Origin of the sequence: Mycobacterium intracellulare ATCC 13950 (genome assembly GCF_000277125.1) — a bacterium.
Taxonomy (GTDB): Bacteria; Actinomycetota; Actinomycetes; order Mycobacteriales; family Mycobacteriaceae; genus Mycobacterium; species Mycobacterium intracellulare.
The window spans coordinates 5,113,912-5,130,201 of record NC_016946.1; the positions used below are offsets into that span (position 1 = coordinate 5,113,912).

Annotated in this window: 12 protein-coding genes; 5 read left to right on the forward strand and 7 right to left on the reverse strand. The window is 69.4% G+C overall.

Annotation, left to right across the window (positions count from 1 at the left end; genetic code table 11):
- Positions 1-4: 4 nt before the first annotated feature.
- Positions 5-946 carry an enoyl-CoA hydratase/isomerase family protein gene (locus OCU_RS48645; RefSeq protein ID WP_008261871.1) on the reverse strand — a complete coding sequence of 314 codons (942 nt, stop codon included), beginning with the start codon at positions 944-946 and terminating at the stop codon, positions 5-7.
- A gap of 3 nt (positions 947-949) precedes the next feature.
- Complete coding sequence (gene fadD4, locus OCU_RS48650; protein WP_008261872.1) at positions 950-2,479, reverse strand: fatty-acid--CoA ligase FadD4; 1,530 nt, start codon at positions 2,477-2,479, stop codon at positions 950-952.
- Between the two features lie 191 nt (positions 2,480-2,670).
- Here fadD4 and OCU_RS48655 point away from each other — a divergent pair, with 191 nt between their 5' ends.
- Complete coding sequence (locus OCU_RS48655) at positions 2,671-3,756, forward strand: GGDEF domain-containing protein (protein WP_014381426.1); 1,086 nt, start codon at positions 2,671-2,673, stop codon at positions 3,754-3,756.
- Here the strand turns inward: OCU_RS48655 and OCU_RS48660 are convergent, their stop codons facing one another.
- The 3 genes from OCU_RS48660 to OCU_RS48670 all read right to left on the reverse strand — a co-directional run bounded on the left by OCU_RS48660 (position 3,757) and on the right by OCU_RS48670 (position 8,376).
- On the reverse strand, positions 3,757-5,583 hold the full coding sequence (locus OCU_RS48660; RefSeq protein ID WP_014381427.1) for a phosphoenolpyruvate carboxykinase (GTP): 1,827 nt from the start codon (positions 5,581-5,583) through the stop codon (positions 3,757-3,759).
- A 139-nt stretch (positions 5,584-5,722) separates the two neighbouring features.
- On the reverse strand, positions 5,723-7,279 hold the full coding sequence (locus tag OCU_RS48665; RefSeq protein WP_014381428.1) for a hypothetical protein: 1,557 nt from the start codon (positions 7,277-7,279) through the stop codon (positions 5,723-5,725).
- On the reverse strand, positions 7,276-8,376 hold the full coding sequence (locus OCU_RS48670; protein ID WP_014381429.1) for a hypothetical protein: 1,101 nt from the start codon (positions 8,374-8,376) through the stop codon (positions 7,276-7,278). Before OCU_RS48670 ends, OCU_RS48665 begins: the two co-directional genes overlap by 4 nt.
- 156 nt (positions 8,377-8,532) lie before the next feature.
- On the opposite strand from OCU_RS48670, the gene trmB reads away from it, so the two are divergent.
- From trmB to OCU_RS48685, 3 genes are read left to right on the forward strand one after another with little or no spacing between them, the layout of a single operon-like run.
- Entirely contained in the window at positions 8,533-9,315 is a 783-nt protein-coding gene (trmB, locus tag OCU_RS48675; protein ID WP_193375159.1) for a tRNA (guanosine(46)-N7)-methyltransferase TrmB, read from the forward strand.
- 14 nt (positions 9,316-9,329) lie between these two features.
- Positions 9,330-10,052, forward strand: a complete 723-nt coding sequence (locus OCU_RS48680) for an NYN domain-containing protein (RefSeq protein WP_041787129.1) — start codon at positions 9,330-9,332, stop codon at positions 10,050-10,052.
- A gap of 58 nt (positions 10,053-10,110) precedes the next feature.
- Entirely contained in the window at positions 10,111-12,963 is a 2,853-nt protein-coding gene (locus OCU_RS48685) for an MMPL family transporter (RefSeq protein WP_041787131.1), read from the forward strand.
- 31 nt (positions 12,964-12,994) lie between these two features.
- Here the strand turns inward: OCU_RS48685 and OCU_RS48690 are convergent, their stop codons facing one another.
- On the reverse strand, positions 12,995-14,137 hold the full coding sequence (locus OCU_RS48690; protein ID WP_008261889.1) for an AI-2E family transporter: 1,143 nt from the start codon (positions 14,135-14,137) through the stop codon (positions 12,995-12,997).
- Positions 14,138-14,294: 157 nt separating this feature from the next.
- Between OCU_RS48690 and OCU_RS48695 the strand changes: the two genes are divergently transcribed.
- On the forward strand, positions 14,295-15,473 hold the full coding sequence (locus tag OCU_RS48695) for a lysylphosphatidylglycerol synthase transmembrane domain-containing protein (protein ID WP_014381434.1): 1,179 nt from the start codon (positions 14,295-14,297) through the stop codon (positions 15,471-15,473).
- Here OCU_RS48695 and OCU_RS48700 read toward each other — a convergent pair.
- The gene (locus tag OCU_RS48700) at positions 15,470-16,021 is read right to left on the reverse strand and encodes a hemophore (protein ID WP_008261902.1); all 552 of its coding nucleotides are present in this window, start codon (positions 16,019-16,021) and stop codon (positions 15,470-15,472) included. The two genes, OCU_RS48695 and OCU_RS48700, sit on opposite strands and share 4 nt — an antisense overlap.
- Between the last annotated feature and the right edge of the window lie 269 nt (positions 16,022-16,290).

Genomic DNA, 16,290 nt, shown 5'->3' on the forward strand with positions numbered 1-16,290 from the left:
ATCGCTAGGCCTCGTCCACCAACCCCCAGGCCAACGCGGTCTCGGCGTCCACGGTGTGGCCGGACAGCACGAGATACGCCGTGCGCCACCGGCCTATCCGCCGGGTGACGCTGACGGTGCCGCCGGCGCCGGGGATCAGGCCGAGCGCCAATTCCGGTAGCCCGAACACCGCGTCGCCGCGGGCGGTGACCCACCCGCAAAACGCGGCCATCTCCAGTCCGCTGCCCATCACCCGGCCGTGCACCTCGGCGCGGCACGCGCGGCCGAGTCGCGCGGTCAGCGCGTCGAGCGCGAGGGCGGGGCTGTGCCGGGTGCGGGCGAGGTGGGCACTCGCCGGGTCGGCGAAGGTGCCGAATTCGGCGAGATCTCCACCGCTGCAAAACGATGGGCCGTTGCCGCTCAACACGATGCCGGTGACCGAGGGATCCAGCTGCGCGACGGACAGCGCCTCCAACAGCGCCGCGCGGGCGTCGGTGGAGAACGCGTTGTGGCGCTGCGGCCGGTTGAAGGCGATGCGCAGGATGTCGCCGTCACGGTCCGCCAGTACCGGGTCGGCGATGTCGGGCATGCGGACCCGGCCGCGCTCCTGTAGCCACCGCGCGAACTCCGGGCCGGACTGCAGCGTTGAATACCCCAGCGACTCGGCCACCACCCCGGCCAGCGTCGGCCCCTCGGGATCCACCGCGCGCAATACGTCGTCACAGATCCCGCCGGCGTGCGGCCAACGTCGACAGCGATCGGTCAGCTCGACCAGCGCGTCGGACACGGAATCGACGGTGATGACCCGGCGGTCGGCGCAGGCGTCCTCGGTCAGCGTGAAAGTCGCTGCGTCAAGCCAGGTTCCGGCCCTAGCGATGTCGTCGGCCGAGCCGACGGCGATGATCACGCCGGGCGGCGACGCCGGACCGTCCTCCGGCGCGCTCGACAGGTCGACCACCCGGAGCATCGGTCACACCGAGTACTTCTCGATCAGCCCATTCTTGTAGAGCTTGCCGGTGTCGGTGCGCGGCAGCTGCGCTTCGAAGGCGATCGATCGCGGACATTTGTAGTGCGCCAGGCGATCCCGCAGCCAGGCCAGCAGCTCATCGCCGAACGCGTCGGTGGCGTCCGCGGGGTCGACGGTCTGCACGACCGCGGTGACGCGCTGGCCCATCTCGTCGTCGGGAACGCCGAACACCGCCGCGTCCATCACCTTGGGGTGGGTGACCAGAAGGTTCTCGGCTTCTTGTGGGTAGATGTTGACCCCGCCGGAGATGATCATGTGGTGGCGCCGGTCGGTCAGGTACAGGTAGCCCTCGTCGTCGACGTAGCCGATGTCGCCGACGGTGGCCCAGCCGTGCTTGGAGCGCGATGACGCGGTTTTCGTTGGGTCGTTGAGGTATTCGAACGAATACCCGCCCTCGAAGTAGATCTCGCCGGCCTGGCCGGGCGGGAGCTCGTCGCCGTTCTCGTCCAGGATGTGCACGGCGCCGCCCATGGGCTTGCCGACCGAACCCGGATGCGCCAGCCAATCTTCGGCGGTGATCAGCGTCGACCCGTGTGCCTCGGAGGAGGCGTAGTACTCGTCGATGATCGGACCCCACCAGTCGATCATCTGCTTCTTGATCTCCACCGGGCACGGCGCCGCGGCGTGCATCACCCGCTGCAGGCTGCTCAGGTCGTACGAATGACGCACCGCATCAGGCAGTTTCAGCATCCGGGTGAACATCGCCGGCACGAACTGTCCGTGGGTGACCCGGTGCCGCTGGATGGCATCCAGGCAGCCCTCCGCGTCGAACTTCTCCATCACCACCGTGGTGATGCCGCCGGCCTGCGCGCTCATCGACCACACCGACGGCGCCGTGTGGTACAGCGGCGCGGGGCTCAGGTAGACCGAATCGGGCGTCATCCAGAAGCCGACCAGCGCCGACATCATGCCGGGGGCGTCGGCCGGGGGAACGTGCGGCAATTCGCGCTTGATGCCCTTGGGCCGGCCAGTGGTTCCGGACGAGTACTGCAGCAGGTCACCCTCGATTTCGTCGTCGATCGGGGTATCCGGTTGGCCGGCAACGCATTCCGGGTAGCGCTCCCAGCCCGGCAGGCCCTCGTCTTGCTTCTCGGCGGCGATCAGCAACAGTTCCGGTAGCCCGCGCGGCAGCTGCTCGGCGAGGCCGGCGCAGGTTTCGCGCAGCGCGGCCGAGCCGATGATCGCCTTGGCGGCGCTGTTGTCGACGATGTAGGCGGCCTCCGCCGCGGTCAGATGGGTGTTGATGGGCACGTAGTACAAACCGCTGCGGCGAGCAGCCCACATCACTGCGTGGATGTGCTCGTTGTTCTCCATCAGGATGGCGACCGTGTCACCCTCGCGCAGGCCCGCCTGGCGGAACCGGTGCGCCAGGCGATTGGCGCGGGCCTCGAGGTCATCGAAGGTGACGACCGTGCCGGACGGGTACAGGATGACAGCAGGTTTGTCGGCGCCGATATACGGGCGGATCTGCATGCGCAGACTGTACCGCCGCCAAACTTGACGGGTGTTAAGTGGTGGGTGGACCCGGCGAGTTTCTGCGTCAATCCCGGCGCGGGGCGCGCGGCGCCAGCCATAATGCAGTCAAGTAGAGCGCCGTGGGCCCTGGAACCCGACCTTGGTCAGCAACGCGCGGCGGGATACGCCACTGCCGCACGGAGGTGCGCATGACCGCCGAGCAAGAATCGGAGCCTGCCGCATCTTCGTTCGCCGATTCCGACTATGTCGACGGCATGGAGCGGCTCGTGCACGCCATTCAGGAGCTGTCGCTGGCGCGCACCCTGCCCGACCTGCAGCGCATCGTCCGCTCCTCGGCGCGCGAGCTCACCGGTTGTGACGGCGCGACGTTCGTGCTCCGCGACAACGACAGCTGCTATTACGCCGACGAGGACGCGATCGCCCCGCTGTGGAAGGGCAGCCGTTTCCCCATCGGGTCCTGCATCAGCGGCTGGGCGATGCTCAACCGCGACGCGGCGGTGATCCCCGACATCTACGGCGACCCGCGCATCCCGCACGCCCTGTACCGCCCCACCTTCGTCAAGAGCCTGGTGATGGTGCCCATCCGCAAGCTCGAGCCGATCGGCGCGATCGGCAATTACTGGGCCAGCCGGCACCAGCCGGCCGACCAGGAGGTCCACCTGCTGCAGGCCCTGGCGGACTCGACGTCGATCGCGATGGAGAACGTGCGGGTGTACTCCGAGCTGGAACGGCGGGTGCGCGACCGCACCGCCGCCCTGGAGGACGCCAACGAGGAGATCCGCCGGCTCTCGGTCACCGACGAGCTGACCGGGTTGAACAACCGTCGCGGCTTCTACCTGCTGGCCGAGCAGAAACTGCGCGGGTCACACCACCTCGGCCACAATTGCGTGCTCGCCTTTCTCGACGTCGACGGCCTCAAAAAGGTCAACGACGAGCTGGGCCACGACATGGGCGACAAACTGATCAAAGACGTCGCCGGGGTGCTGCGCACCATCCGGCGCGAGTCCGACATCCTCGCCCGCATCGGCGGCGACGAATTCTGTGTGATGATCACCGAAAGCGCCGGCGACACCCCGTCGCTCGAGGAGCGGCTCGCGCTCGCGTTCGGGAATTTCAACAAGACGAGTGAGCGGCCCTACCGTCTCTCGGCCAGCATCGGCTTCGTGCGGGCGCCGGTTTCCGACACCGCGAACGTGGGCGAACTACTCGCCCGCGCCGACGAGCTGATGTACGCGCAGAAGAAAGCCAGCCCCAATTCGCGGCTGGCGGGCTGATCAGCCCGCTTCGGACAGCCGCTGCTTGAGCGCCTCGAACTCGTCGCGGACGCCGGTCGGCAGCTTGTCGCCGACGAACTCGAACCACTCCTCGATCAGCGGCAGTTCCTCGCGCCACTCGGCCGTGTTGACCGCCAGCGCCTGGGCGACCTCGTCGCTGCTGGCGTCGAGCCCGTCCAGGTCGAGGTCCTCGGCCTTCGGCACGATGCCGATCGGGGTGTCCTGGCCGCCGGCCTTGTGCTCGATGCGGTCGACGATCCACTTGAGCACGCGGCTGTTCTCGCCGAAGCCCGGCCACAGGAAGCCGCCGTCGTCGCCGCGACGGAACCAGTTGACGAAGAACACCTTCGGCATCTTCGACTCGTCGGCGTTCTTGCCCAGGTCGAGCCAGTGCTGGAAGTAGTCACCGACGTGGTAGCCCAGGAACGGCAGCATGGCCATCGGGTCGCGGCGGACGGTGCCCACCTTGCCCTCGGCGGCGGCGGTCTGCTCGCTGCCCATGGTGGCACCCATGAACACGCCGTGCTGCCAGTCGCGGGCCTGCGTCACCAGCGGGACCGTGGTCTTGCGGCGGGCGCCGAACAGGATGCCCGAGATCGGCACGCCCTGCGGGTCGTCCCACTCCGGCGCGAGGATCGGGCACTGCGACATCGGCGTGCAGTAGCGCGAGTTCGGGTGGGCGGCCTTCTCGCCGGAGTCCGGCGTCCAGTCGCGGCCCTTCCAGTCGATCAGGTGCTGCGGGTCGCCCTCGAGGCCCTCCCACCACACGTCGTTGTCGTCGGTGAGCGCGACGTTGGTGAAGACGGTGTTGCCGGCCTCGATGGTGCGCATGGCGTTGGGGTTGGACTTCCAGTTGGTGCCGGGCGCGACGCCGAAGAAACCGAACTCGGGGTTGACCGCGTACAGCCGGCCGTCCTTGCCGAACCGCATCCAGGCGATGTCGTCGCCGAGCGTCTCGGCGCGCCATCCCGGGATGGTCGGCTGCAGCATGGCCAGGTTGGTCTTGCCGCAGGCCGACGGGAACGCCGCGGCGAAGTAGTACGCCTTGTTCTCCGGGGAGATGAGCTTGAGGATCAGCATGTGCTCGGCCAGCCAGCCCTCGTCGTGGGCCATGGCCGAGGCGATCCGCAGCGAGTAGCACTTCTTGCCCAGCAGCGCGTTACCGCCGTAACCCGAGCCGTAGCTCATGATCTCGCGGGTCTCCGGGAAGTGGGTGATGTATTTGGTGTCGTTGCACGGCCACGGAACGTCCTTTTGGCCCTCCTCCAGCGGAGCCCCCACCGAGTGCAGCGCCTTGACGAAGAACCCGTCGTCGCCCATCTTCTCCAGCGCGGCCTTGCCCATCCGGGTCATCACCTTCATCGAGATGACGACGTACTCGGAGTCGGTGATCTCCACACCCAGCTTCGGGTCGTCGGCGCCGAGCGGGCCCATGCAGAACGGCACCACCCACATGGTGCGGCCGCGCATGCAGCCGCGGTACAGGTCGGTCATGATGGACCGCATTTCGGACGGGTCCATCCAGTTGTTGGTCGGGCCGGCGCCGCTCTCCTGCTCGGTGCAGATGAACGTCCGCGACTCCACGCGCGCCACGTCGGACGGGTCGGACAGCGCCAGGTAGGAGTTGGGGTGCTTCTTCTCGTTCAGCTTCTTCAGCGTGCCGGCCTCGACCAGTTGCGCGGCCAGCCGGTTGAACTCCTCGTCGGAGCCGTCAGCGAACACCACCCGGTCGGGCTGGGTGAGCTCGGCAACCTCCTGCACCCATGACAGCAGGCCCTGGTGCTTCGTGGGTGCTGTGTCCAAACCGGGAATGGTCGCTGAGGTCATCGAACTCTCCTGGATCCGTTGCGTATCGGGCTTGTGTTGCTCGGTATGCCGTCGCCCACATAATTAAGGACTTGGTGGCGTTAACTACAGGTTATCGTGAGGAACTTGTCGGGGAAGTCTCGGGCAGGTATAAGCCTTCTCACAACAACGATTCAGAAGCTCCCGACGGGTCGCCATCTTCGCTCCTCGAAGCGGGTTTTTCGGTTTCGTCACCGTCGCCGGTTTCGGCGGGACTTTCAGCCGGTTGTATACCCGGTTCTCCGAGTTCTGCACGCACCGCCCGCAGGGCGGCGGCGACCGCGGGCATCTCCCGATCCCGCGCGGCCGCGGCCCGCGCGGCGGCCAGGGCGTGCTCGCGCAGTTCGGTGTCGATGACGCCGACGGCGGCGGACGCCTGCGCGTTCTCGGCCTCGTCGTGGGCGAGCAAGGCTTTGCTGAGCACGGACTCGGCGACCAGCACCCGGGTCGCGACCAGTTCCTCGACCACCGAGCGCAGCGAGGACGTCGCGTCGCCCGCCCAGCGGTCCAGCAGCGCCCGGTCATGCAGCAGGGCGCGAATGTTGATCACCAGGAAGGTGAGCGCCACCGAGATCACCACACACACCACCGCCGCGACGACCGCCAGCGCGGGGTTGAGCCGCGAGACCACGCCGCTCATCAGCCGGCTCAGCGTGAGCGCCACCCCCAGCCCGAAGCCGACGCCCAGCACGATCATCAGCCAGGTTTCCTGCCGGCGCGACTTCAGCGGCGGCGCCGAGACGTCGACCTCCGGCATCTTCTCGAGGGCCGGCAGGTCCACCGGCACACCCACCGCCTGCGCGACGTCGGACAGCTGCGTGTCCGTGCCGTCGCTGACCTCGGCCACCACCTCGTCGAGGCGGGCGCGGGTGTGCGCCTCGAACCCGGACATGTCGCGCCGCGACAACCCGGCCGCGTGTTCCTGCAGCTCGGTGCGCGCCGTCGCGCATTGGTTGCGCGCGGAGTGCGACAACTGCACCCGAGCCTGCTGGATCTGACCCCGCAGGGTGATGGTGCGTTCGCTCTTCGCTTGACGCCGCCGCTGCAACGCCGTGCTGCGTTCCTCGCGCAGCGCCTCGACCCGCGCGCGACGACCGGATCCCTCGACGTCGCGGTCGAACCGCCGTTTGATGGTCTGTAGGCGAGATTCCCACGCCCGCAACCTGTTTCGCCGGGGGAGGTCGGGGTCGTCGAGTTGCGCCGAGACGGCGGCGACCAGGGCGTCGACGTCCGGCTCACCGGTATCGGGCAGGGCGGCCGCGCCCACCCACGGCGCCCGGCCGTAGCGCGGCGAATGTGCGGCCAGCGCTTCGCGATTGGCGTCGACCACCTCACGCCAACTCCGGTGCACGTCGATCTTGGACACCACCCCCACTACCGCGTCGGTGTGCTCGGTCGCGGCGTCCAGCAGCGCGCAGTCGGAGGCAGTCAGATGGGCCGCCGCGGACACGACGAACACCACCGCCATCGGCACCTCGCCGGGTCCCAGGTCCGTCGACTCCACGAACTTGTGCTGCGGCAGGCGGCCTTGCAGCGCCGTGGCCACCGCGCTGACCCCGGCCATCCACGGGCCGGTCACCAGGACCACGTCGCAGCGGTGCACGGCCGGCGGATCCAGGTCCGGCGCGACCGCGGCCACCATCGCGTCCACCTGGGCGATGGGATCGCCGCCGCTCACCAGGATTCCCCCGGCAGTGACGCGCAGGCCTGCGACCACAGCCGCAGCGATCCGCGGGCGATGTCCGCGCCGCAGGCGCGGTGCAGTTCGCTGGCCGAGGCGCGGCTGTAGCGCTGCCACCGCACCGCGCGCGGCAGGTGCGCGGACGGGTCGCGGTCCACGCCGGCCGGCCCGGGGCCGCCCGGGTCCAGCCCGGCCGCCTCGGCCAGATCCACCGCGGCCGCCATCCGGGCGACCACCGTGTCGTCGCGGGACAGGAACCCGCCGATCCGCTCGCCGAGCTGGCCGCCACCGGCGGCCAGCGCCTCCAATTCCGCGACGGCCCCGAGCACCCGCTGGTAGCGCACCTCGGCGCCCAGCGCGCCGACCTTGGCCAGGACGGCGTCGACGCCGCTCATCCGGCGCAGCAGGGCGCGCACCTGCGCCGGGGTTCTGCCCTGGCGGATCGCGGCGACGGCCAGCGCGGTGCCGAACAGGTCGAGGGTGTCCAGCAGGCGCTGACACACGCCGGCCGGCACCGGGCCGTCCGCCGCCAGGAACCCCGCGAACGAGCCGTCGAGGCACGCGGCGGCCCCGGGGTGCGTGGCGAGCGTGTGCAGCGCCGCCCACAGCGCGTGGTCGTCGGCTTTGTCGAGTTCGTCGAGCGCGACCGCGAGCAGGCCGATCATCGGTTCCATGGGAGCGCCGATCAGCGCCGACAGATCGGCGCACCGCGCCCGGGCCGCCGCGATCGGCCCGTCGCCGCGCCGGCCCGACAGGTCGGCCTTGTTCAGCACCGCCACCACCGGCTGCCCGGCGGCCGCGATGGCGTGGGCGTCCTCGGGCTTGACCACCTCGGCGACCACGTAGACCACCGCGTCCGCGCCGGGATCGGGCGCCGCCGCGCTCAGCTGGAGGTCGGCCGCGATCCCCGACGCGGTTCCCGCGCGGTCCAGCGCGCGGGCCACCGTGCGGCGGCCGACCCCCCGGCGGCCGCGAACCACGACGCGCAGGGGTGCGGCGGTTCGCGTGGCGATCGCCGTCACGCGCGGATCGACGACGCCGTCGGCAAACCGCGTCAGCTCGTCGACGAAAATCTGGTGTCCTTGTCCCCTCATACCCCGCCTGTTCGGTCCGAATGACCCGATCGCCCCGTCGGTCCCACCGAATGGTGGCATTCACGTCGCCAAGAAGCGAGCCACCGTTAATCAGTTACCAGTTCAAGGCAACTGTTGGGTATCAATCCGGACCAGGGGCGGCTACATCCGAGGTTTATAGGCCACCATGGACAAATGCATGCGCAGCGCGGGGTGGCGATGTCTGCCGACACGCCGATCGGGGAATCGGCCCGCCCCGACCAGCGCTACCTGCCCGCGACGGCGTTTCGGTCGCGACGATCCGCGCTGTCCGACGCGCAGCGCCAGACGTGGGAGCGGCGCTGGCCCGACCTCGGCCTGTCGGTGGGCGCCCCGGCCGACGGGGCCGTCGGCGACGAGCCGCCGCTGGACACCCGCTCGTGGTTCGGGCGCCAGGCGCCGCTGGTGCTCGAAATCGGTTGTGGCAGCGGCACATCGACGCTGGCGATGGCCAAGGACGAGCCCGACGTCGATGTGATCGCGGTCGAGATCTACCGGCGGGGGCTGGCGCAGTTGCTGTGCGCGATCGACCGCGACGCGGTGACCAACATCCGATTGGTCCGCGGCAACGCGCTCGACGTGCTGCAGCGGCTCATCGCCCCGGCTTCGCTGACCGGGGTCCGCGTCTTCTTCCCCGATCCGTGGCCCAAGGCGCGGCACCACAAGCGCCGGTTCCTGCAGCCGGGCACGGTTGGCTTGATAGCCGACCGGCTACTCCCTGGTGGTGTCCTCCACGTTGCGACGGACCACGCCGGCTACGCCGAGCACATCGCCGAAGTCGGCGCGGGCGAGTCCCGGCTGCGCCGGGCGGAGCCCGAAACCCCGCTGCCCATCTCGACTGTCCGCCCGACCACCAAGTACGAGACGAAAGCCCAAGAAGCGGGCAGCGCCGTCACCGAGTTCGTTTGGCTTAAACGATGAGTAGGCGATGAGTGATGAGCCTGACTGAGACGACCAACGCCGGCGCGGAACCCGTCGCGCCGCCGGCGGTGCTGCCCGACGACGGCGTGGGCGCCCTGGGCGGCTTTTCGCCGTCCGGCGGACGCGTATTGCTGGTGTGGGACGCCCCCAACCTCGACATGGGCCTGGGCTCGATCCTGGGTCGCCGGCCGACCGCCTTGGAACGCCCACGGTTCGACGCCCTGGGACGCTGGCTGCTGTCGCGCACGGCCGAGATCAGCGCGCAGCGACCGGGCGTCGTCGTCGAGCCCGAGGCCACCGTGTTCACCAACATCGCGCCGGGCAGCGCCGACGTCGTCCGGCCTTGGGTGGACGCATTGCGTAACGTGGGGTTCGCGGTGTTCGCCAAGCCGAAGATCGATGAGGACAGCGACGTCGACCGCGACATGCTGGCCCATATCGAACTCCGGCGGACCGAAGGGCTGGCGTCCCTGGTGGTGGCCTCGGCCGACGGACAGGCGTTCCGCCAACCGCTCGAGGAGATCGCCCGGACCGGCACCAGCGTCCAAGTGATCGGATTTCGCGAACATGCGAGTTGGGCGCTAGCGTCGGATACCTTGGACTTCGTTGACCTGGAGGAGATCGCCGGCGTCTTCCGGGAACCATTGCCGCGGATCGGCCTGGATTCGCTGCCTGACCAGGGCGCATGGCTGCAGCCGTTCCGGCCGCTGTCAGCGCTGTTGACCGCGCGTGTGTGACACTGAACAACCAGTGCGCGGGTCGTTGACGACTAAGACGATCCAGTAAGGAGCTTGCGTGTTCGCCTGGTGGGGTCGAACTGTGTACCGGTATCGGTACATCGTGATCGGGGTCACGGTAGCTCTGTGTCTGCTCGGCGGCGTCTTCGGCATCAGCCTGGGCAAGCATGTTACACAGAGCGGCTTCTACGACGACGGCAGTCAGTCCGTCAAAGCCTCGGTGCTGGGGGACGAGACCTACGGCCGCGACCGCACCAGCCACGTCGTCGCGACGTTCACCGCCCCCGACGGCAAGACGGTCGAGGACCCGGCGTGGCGGGAAAAGGTCGTCGCCGAGCTCAACAAGTTCAAGGCCGATCATCCCGACCAGGTCGTCGGGTGGGCGGGCTGGCTGGCGGCCCCCAATAGCGACAACCCCGTGATCAAGGGGATGGTCAGCGAGGACAAGAAGCACACCTTCGTCAGCGTCCCGCTCAAGGGCGACGACGACGACAGCATCCTCAACAACTACAAGGCCATCGCGCCCGGCCTGCAGAAGCTCGGCGGCGGCAACGTGGAGCTGGCCGGCCTCGAGCCGATCGCCAACGCCCTGACCGGCACGATCGCAACCGACCAGCGCCGCATGGAGGTCCTCGCGGTGCCGCTGGTGGCAGTGGTCCTGTTCCTGGTGTTCGGCGGCGCGGTCGCCGCCGGCCTGCCGGCCATCGTCGGCGGGCTGAGCATTGCGGGCTCGCTGGGCATCCTGCGGCTGGTCTCCCTGTTCGGGCCGGTGCACTTCTTCGCCCAGCCGGTGGTCTCGCTGATCGGCCTGGGTATCGCCATCGACTACGGGCTGTTCGTCGTGAGCCGGTTCCGCGAGGAGATCGCCGAGGGCTACGACACCGAGGCCGCCGTGCGAAGAACCGTGATGACGGCCGGGCGCACAGTGACGTTCTCGGCGGTGCTGATCATCGCCTCGAGCGCCAGCCTGTTGGTGTTGCCCCAGGGCTTCGTGCATTCGCTGACCTACGCGATCTTCGCGGCGGTGGGGCTTGCCGCGCTGTTGTCGATCACGTTCCTGCCGGCCTGCCTGGGCATCCTCGGCCGCCACGTCGACGCGCTGGGCGTGCGGACCGCGTTCCGGGTGCCGTTCCTGCGCAACTGGAAGTATTCACGCGCCTACCTGAACTGGCTCGCCGACCGGCTACAGAAGACCAAGACCCGCGAGGAGGTCGAGGCCGGCTTCTGGGGCAAACTCGTCAACTGGGTGATGAAGCGGCCGTTGGCGTTTGCCATCCCGATCGCCGTCGGCATGATCCTGCTGGTCATCCCCCTGGGCAACCTCTCGTTCGGCGGCATGAGCGAGAAGTATCTGCCGCCCGACAACGCCGTGCGCCTGGCGCAGGAACACTTCGACAAGCGATTCCCCGGCTACCGCACCGAGCAGCTGACGGTGGTGATCCAGAGCGACAACCACAGCAAGGTCACCGACCAGCAGGTGGCCGACATCCGCAACAGGATCTCCTCGATCGGCGGGTTCACCGACAAGCAATGGGAGGAGCGGGCCTGTCCGACCATCGCCGGCAATCCCTGCGTCGCCGGCCCGAACGGCACCACGGTGCCCAAGGACGGCTCGGTGCGGGTGATCCAGAACGGCCTGGTCAACAAGAACGACGCCGCCAAGAAGATCACCGAACTGCGGGCGGTCAACCCCCCGAAGGGGCTGAATCTCTATGTAGGCGGCACCCCGGCGCTGGAGCAGGACAGCATCCACAGCCTGTTCGACAAGGCTCCGCTGATGCTGGTGCTGTTGCTCGGCGCCACCATGCTGTTGATGTTCCTGGCGTTCGGCTCGGTGGTGTTGCCCGTCAAGGCCGCGGTGATGAGCGCTCTCACGCTGGGATCCACGATGGGAATCCTGACGTGGATCTTCGTCGACGGTCACCTGTCGGGCGTGCTGAATTTCACGCCGACCCCGCTGATGGTGGTGGTCATCGCGCTGGTTGTCGCCGTCGGTTTCGGCCTGGCCACCGACTACGAGGTGTTCCTGGTCTCGCGCATGGTCGAGGCGCGCGAACGCGGCATGTCGACCGCCGAGGCCATCCGGATCGGCACCGCGACCACCGGCCGCCTGATCACGGCCGCCGCGCTGGTGCTGGCCGTGGTCGCGGGCTCGTTCGTGTTCTCCGACCTGGTGTTGATGAAGTATCTGGCGTTCGGTCTGATGGCGGCGCTGCTGCTGGACGCGACCGTCGTCCGGATGTTCCTGGTGCCGTCGGTGATGAAGTTGCTCGGCGACGACTGCTGGTGGGCGCCGCGCTGGGCCCGGCGCCTGCAGAACAAGATCGGGCTGGGCGAGATCGATCTGCCCGACGAGCGCAAGCGGCCGACGCTCAACGGGCGCCCCGCGCGGCCGCCGGTGGCGGCCAGCCTGGTCGCCGCCGCGCCGCGTCCGCCGCACGACCCCACCCACCCCGCGCCGCTGGAGCCGTCGCGACCGGCGCGCCCGGCGCCGGAACCCAGGCCCGCAAAGGAACCCACCCCGAGCGCGTCGACCACACGGGCCGACGACAGCGTGGACACCACCCGCATCCCGGCCCGGCCGAACCAGCCGACCGAGGCCAAGACCACACGTTTCGCCGCGCAGGGCGCCCCGGGCCGGGACCGGCCGGCCGAACCGCGCCCCCCGGCCAAGCCCTCGCCGCCGGCCCCGCAGGCACCCCAGCGTCCGCCGACGGCGCCGCCGTCCCGCGATCAGACCCGGGCCATCCCCGTCCCCGGCAACCGGCCCGACGACCCCGACAACGACGCCCCCGGCGACGCGGTGAACCCCCGCGGCCAGGGCGAGAACGGCGACCCGGCGCGGCAGCGGCGCCGCTCCGGCGGCGGGCTGTCCGCGGCGGATCTGCTGCGCCGCGAGGGACGGTTATAGGAAAGCGCCCCGGCGCCTCTTGACGCTGGTCTCAGTCGGAGCCCGGTTTGTCCGGCTCGGCCTGCAGGATGGCGTTCTTCTCGTCCGCCTCCTCGGTCTGCTTCTCGGCTTCCGCCTCGGGATTGGGCGCCAGCAGCACCTGGAACGCGTTGTTGAGGAACGCGACCGTCGGGACGGCCAGCAGGGCCCCGACGATCCCGGCGAGCACGCCGCCGGTGGAAATGGCCAGCACCACGGCGAGCGGGTGGATCGAGACCGCGCGGCCCATCACCAGCGGTTGCAGCAGGTGGGCCTCCATCTGGTTGACCGCGATCAACACCCCCAGCGTGATGAGCGCGTACACGATGCCCTTGGCCAACAGGGCGACCACCACGGCCAGCAGGCCGGAAATCAGCGCACCGATCAGCGGGATGAAGGCACCCAGGAAGACCAGCGAGGCCAGCGGCAGCGCCAGCGGAATGCCCATGATCGCCAGGCCCGCGCCCACCCCGGCCGCGTCGGTCAGCGCCACCAGAAAGGTGGCCCGCACGTACCCGATCAGCGACCCGTACCCGGCGTTGCCGGCTTCGTGCACCCGGTCGCGGACGTGGGCGGGGATGATCTGCACCACGTACCGCCAGATGTTGCGGCCACCGTAGAGAAAGAAGATCAGCGTGAACAGCACCAGCACAGCAGCCGTTACCAGCTCGGTGACGGTCGCCGCGGTAGACAGCGCGCCGCTGGTCAGCTTGGCCTGGTTGTTGTGCAGCGCCTCGATGGCGGCGTTGCCCGCGCTGTCGATCTGTTCGCTGCGCAGATGCGCGGGCCCGTTGATCAGCCACCGGCGGGTCGACTCGATGCTCTGCGTCACCTGTTCGGTCAGGCCGGGCAGGCCGTCGATGAACTGCAGGATGACGAACGCCAGGATGCCGCCCAGGATCGCGAAGCCGCCCAGCAACACCAGCGCCACCGCGCCGCCGCGGGGCAGGCCCCGCCGGTCCAGCCAGTCGACCACCGGCACCAGCAGCGCGCTCAGCAGCAGCGCCACCAGCACCGGAACGACGATGACTTCGAGCTTCTTGACCACCCACAACAGGGCAACCGCGGCGGCCAGGATGACGAGCAAACGCCACGCCCAGGCTGCGGTCTTGCGTACTACGGGTTCCACCGACGCGTCGTCGACGTTTGCTGACATCTGGCCAGCCTATCGGTAGCGGCGCCGCCCCGAATCGGTTCGCGACGGGCTGCGCGTCGCCCGCAGCCGTCGGAGCCGGCACGATCCGGTTACGACGGCGACACAGTCGGCGGCGCGCAGCGATCGCCGCGCCACCTGCACCGTTACCCTAAATCACGTGTCGCACGACGCACCCGCCCGCAATCTCGACTTCCCGCGCGAACAAACCCCGCGCGGGAAGTACTGGTGGGTGCGCTGGGTCATCCTCGGGATGGTTGCCATCGTGCTTGCCGTCGAGGTTTCCCTGGGCTGGGATCAGCTGGCCAAGGCGTGGATGAGCCTGTACGAGGCGAACTGGTGGTGGTTGCTCGCCTCGGTCGTGGCGGCGGCCGCGTCCATGCACAGCTTTGCCCAGATCCAGCGCACCCTGCTCAAGTCGGCCGGGGTGCACGTCAAGCAACTGCGCTCGGAGGCCGCGTTCTATGCGGCCAACTCGCTGAGCACCACGCTGCCCGGCGGGCCCGTGCTGTCGGCGACGTTCCTGTTCCGCCAGCAACGGCTCTGGGGTGCCTCGACGGTGGTGGCGTCGTGGCAGCTGGTGATGTCGGGCGTGCTGCAGGCGGTGGGATTGGCTTTGCTCGGGTTGGGCGGCGCTTTCCTGCTGGGCGCGAAGAACAACCCGTTCTCGTTGCTGTTCACGCTCGGCGGTTTCGTCGCCCTGCTGCTGCTGGCGCAGGCCGTCGCCTCGCGGCCGGAGCTGATCGAAGGCATCGGCAGCCGGGTCCTGGCGTGGGTCAACTCGGTGCGCGGAAAGCCCGCCGACACCGGCCTGGACAAGTGGCGCGAGACGCTGATGCAGCTCGAATCGGTGAGCCTGGGCCGCCGCGACCTGGGGGTGGCGTTCGGGTGGTCGATGTTCAACTGGGTCGCCGACGTCGCCTGCCTCGGCTTCGCCGCGTACGCCGCCGGGGATCACGCGTCGGTGGCCGGGCTGACCGTCGCCTACGCCGCGGCCCGCGCGGTCGGCACCATCCCGCTGATGCCCGGCGGGCTGCTGGTCGTCGAGGCGGTGCTGGTGCCGGGGCTGGTCTCGAGCGGGATGTCCCTGTCGAGCGCGATCTCGGCCATGCTGATATACCGGCTGATCAGCTGGCTGCTCATCGCCGCGGTCGGCTGGGTGGTGTTCTTCTTCGTGTTCCGCACCGAGAACGTCGACGACTCCGACGACGACCCGATCACCGGTCCGCTGCCGATCGTGCCGCAGCCGGGCGACGCTTCCGCCGACCCGACCGAGGCCGCCCTGCAGGGGCCGCTGCCGCCCGACCGAAACCCGGAGACCGAGGGCCGGGACAGCTAGCCGACGGTGTTTCCGCGCGGCGGGCCCGAGAGCGGGTTGGTGCCGGCAGGGAGAGGAGCGGGCTGCGGCGCGGCGGGCGGGGCGCCCGTTCCGCCCAGCGGGGAGGCGCCCGGGGGGTTACCGGGAAGCGCGGGCAGGGCGCCCGCGGCCCCCTGCGCCTGCTGCATCATGCCCATCATCTGCGGGATCGAGATCGGCAGCTTGCACTGCAGCGACAGGCTGGTCAGGGGTTGCGCGATGGACGTCATGTCCCCGGCGACCTTCGGGTTGGCGTCGAAGTAGCTCTTCAGCCCGCTCAGCGACTGCGGCCCCGCCTGCTGCTGCAGCATCGAGGTCATCGTCTGGTTGGTCTCGGGGTGCGAATCCAGATAGTCACCCATCGACTTCGAGACCGAGCCGATGGTGCGGGCGACCTCGCTGGCCGCGCACGGATCGTTGGCGCCGGTCGCCGGCGGACCGGCGAGCACCGCGAGGGCGGCGCCGGGCGCGGCGGCGGCGATCAGGCCGGCCAAGATTTTGCCACGCCGTCCAGCGCTGCCTGTCGTCATCGAGAACTCCTCACAGTTTGCGCGGACCGCCACGGATGAGCGCGTCGCAAACAGCTGCAATGGACGGCCTTACCGATGGCCGGGTCCCAATGAATCCCCCGAGGACCCGCCAGGCCAACCGACATCCTGCCACCGCCGATATCGCCCGGCCAGCCGCGAACTGCGGATGTGACCGAGATCCCGCTTGGTCACCGGTTCACAACGACTCCGCAGCTTCTTGGCAACGACGCCGTCACCGCAGCTCAGGAACTACATAACCCCACATAAAC

Excerpts from the sequence above, each read along its gene's own strand:
- OCU_RS48645 (WP_008261871.1), bottom strand. The coding sequence starts at position 946 with ATGCTCCGGGTGGTCGACCTGTCGAGCGCGCCGGAGGACGGTCCGGCG.
- fadD4 (WP_008261872.1), bottom strand. The coding sequence starts at position 2,479 with ATGCAGATCCGCCCGTATATCGGCGCCGACAAACCTGCTGTCATCCTG.
- OCU_RS48655 (WP_014381426.1), top strand. The coding sequence starts at position 2,671 with ATGACCGCCGAGCAAGAATCGGAGCCTGCCGCATCTTCGTTCGCCGAT.
- OCU_RS48660 (WP_014381427.1), bottom strand. The coding sequence starts at position 5,583 with ATGACCTCAGCGACCATTCCCGGTTTGGACACAGCACCCACGAAGCAC.
- OCU_RS48670 (WP_014381429.1), bottom strand. The coding sequence starts at position 8,376 with ATGAGGGGACAAGGACACCAGATTTTCGTCGACGAGCTGACGCGGTTT.
- OCU_RS48680 (WP_041787129.1), top strand. The coding sequence starts at position 9,330 with ATGAGCCTGACTGAGACGACCAACGCCGGCGCGGAACCCGTCGCGCCG.
- OCU_RS48690 (WP_008261889.1), bottom strand. The coding sequence starts at position 14,137 with ATGTCAGCAAACGTCGACGACGCGTCGGTGGAACCCGTAGTACGCAAG.
- OCU_RS48700 (WP_008261902.1), bottom strand. The coding sequence starts at position 16,021 with ATGACGACAGGCAGCGCTGGACGGCGTGGCAAAATCTTGGCCGGCCTG.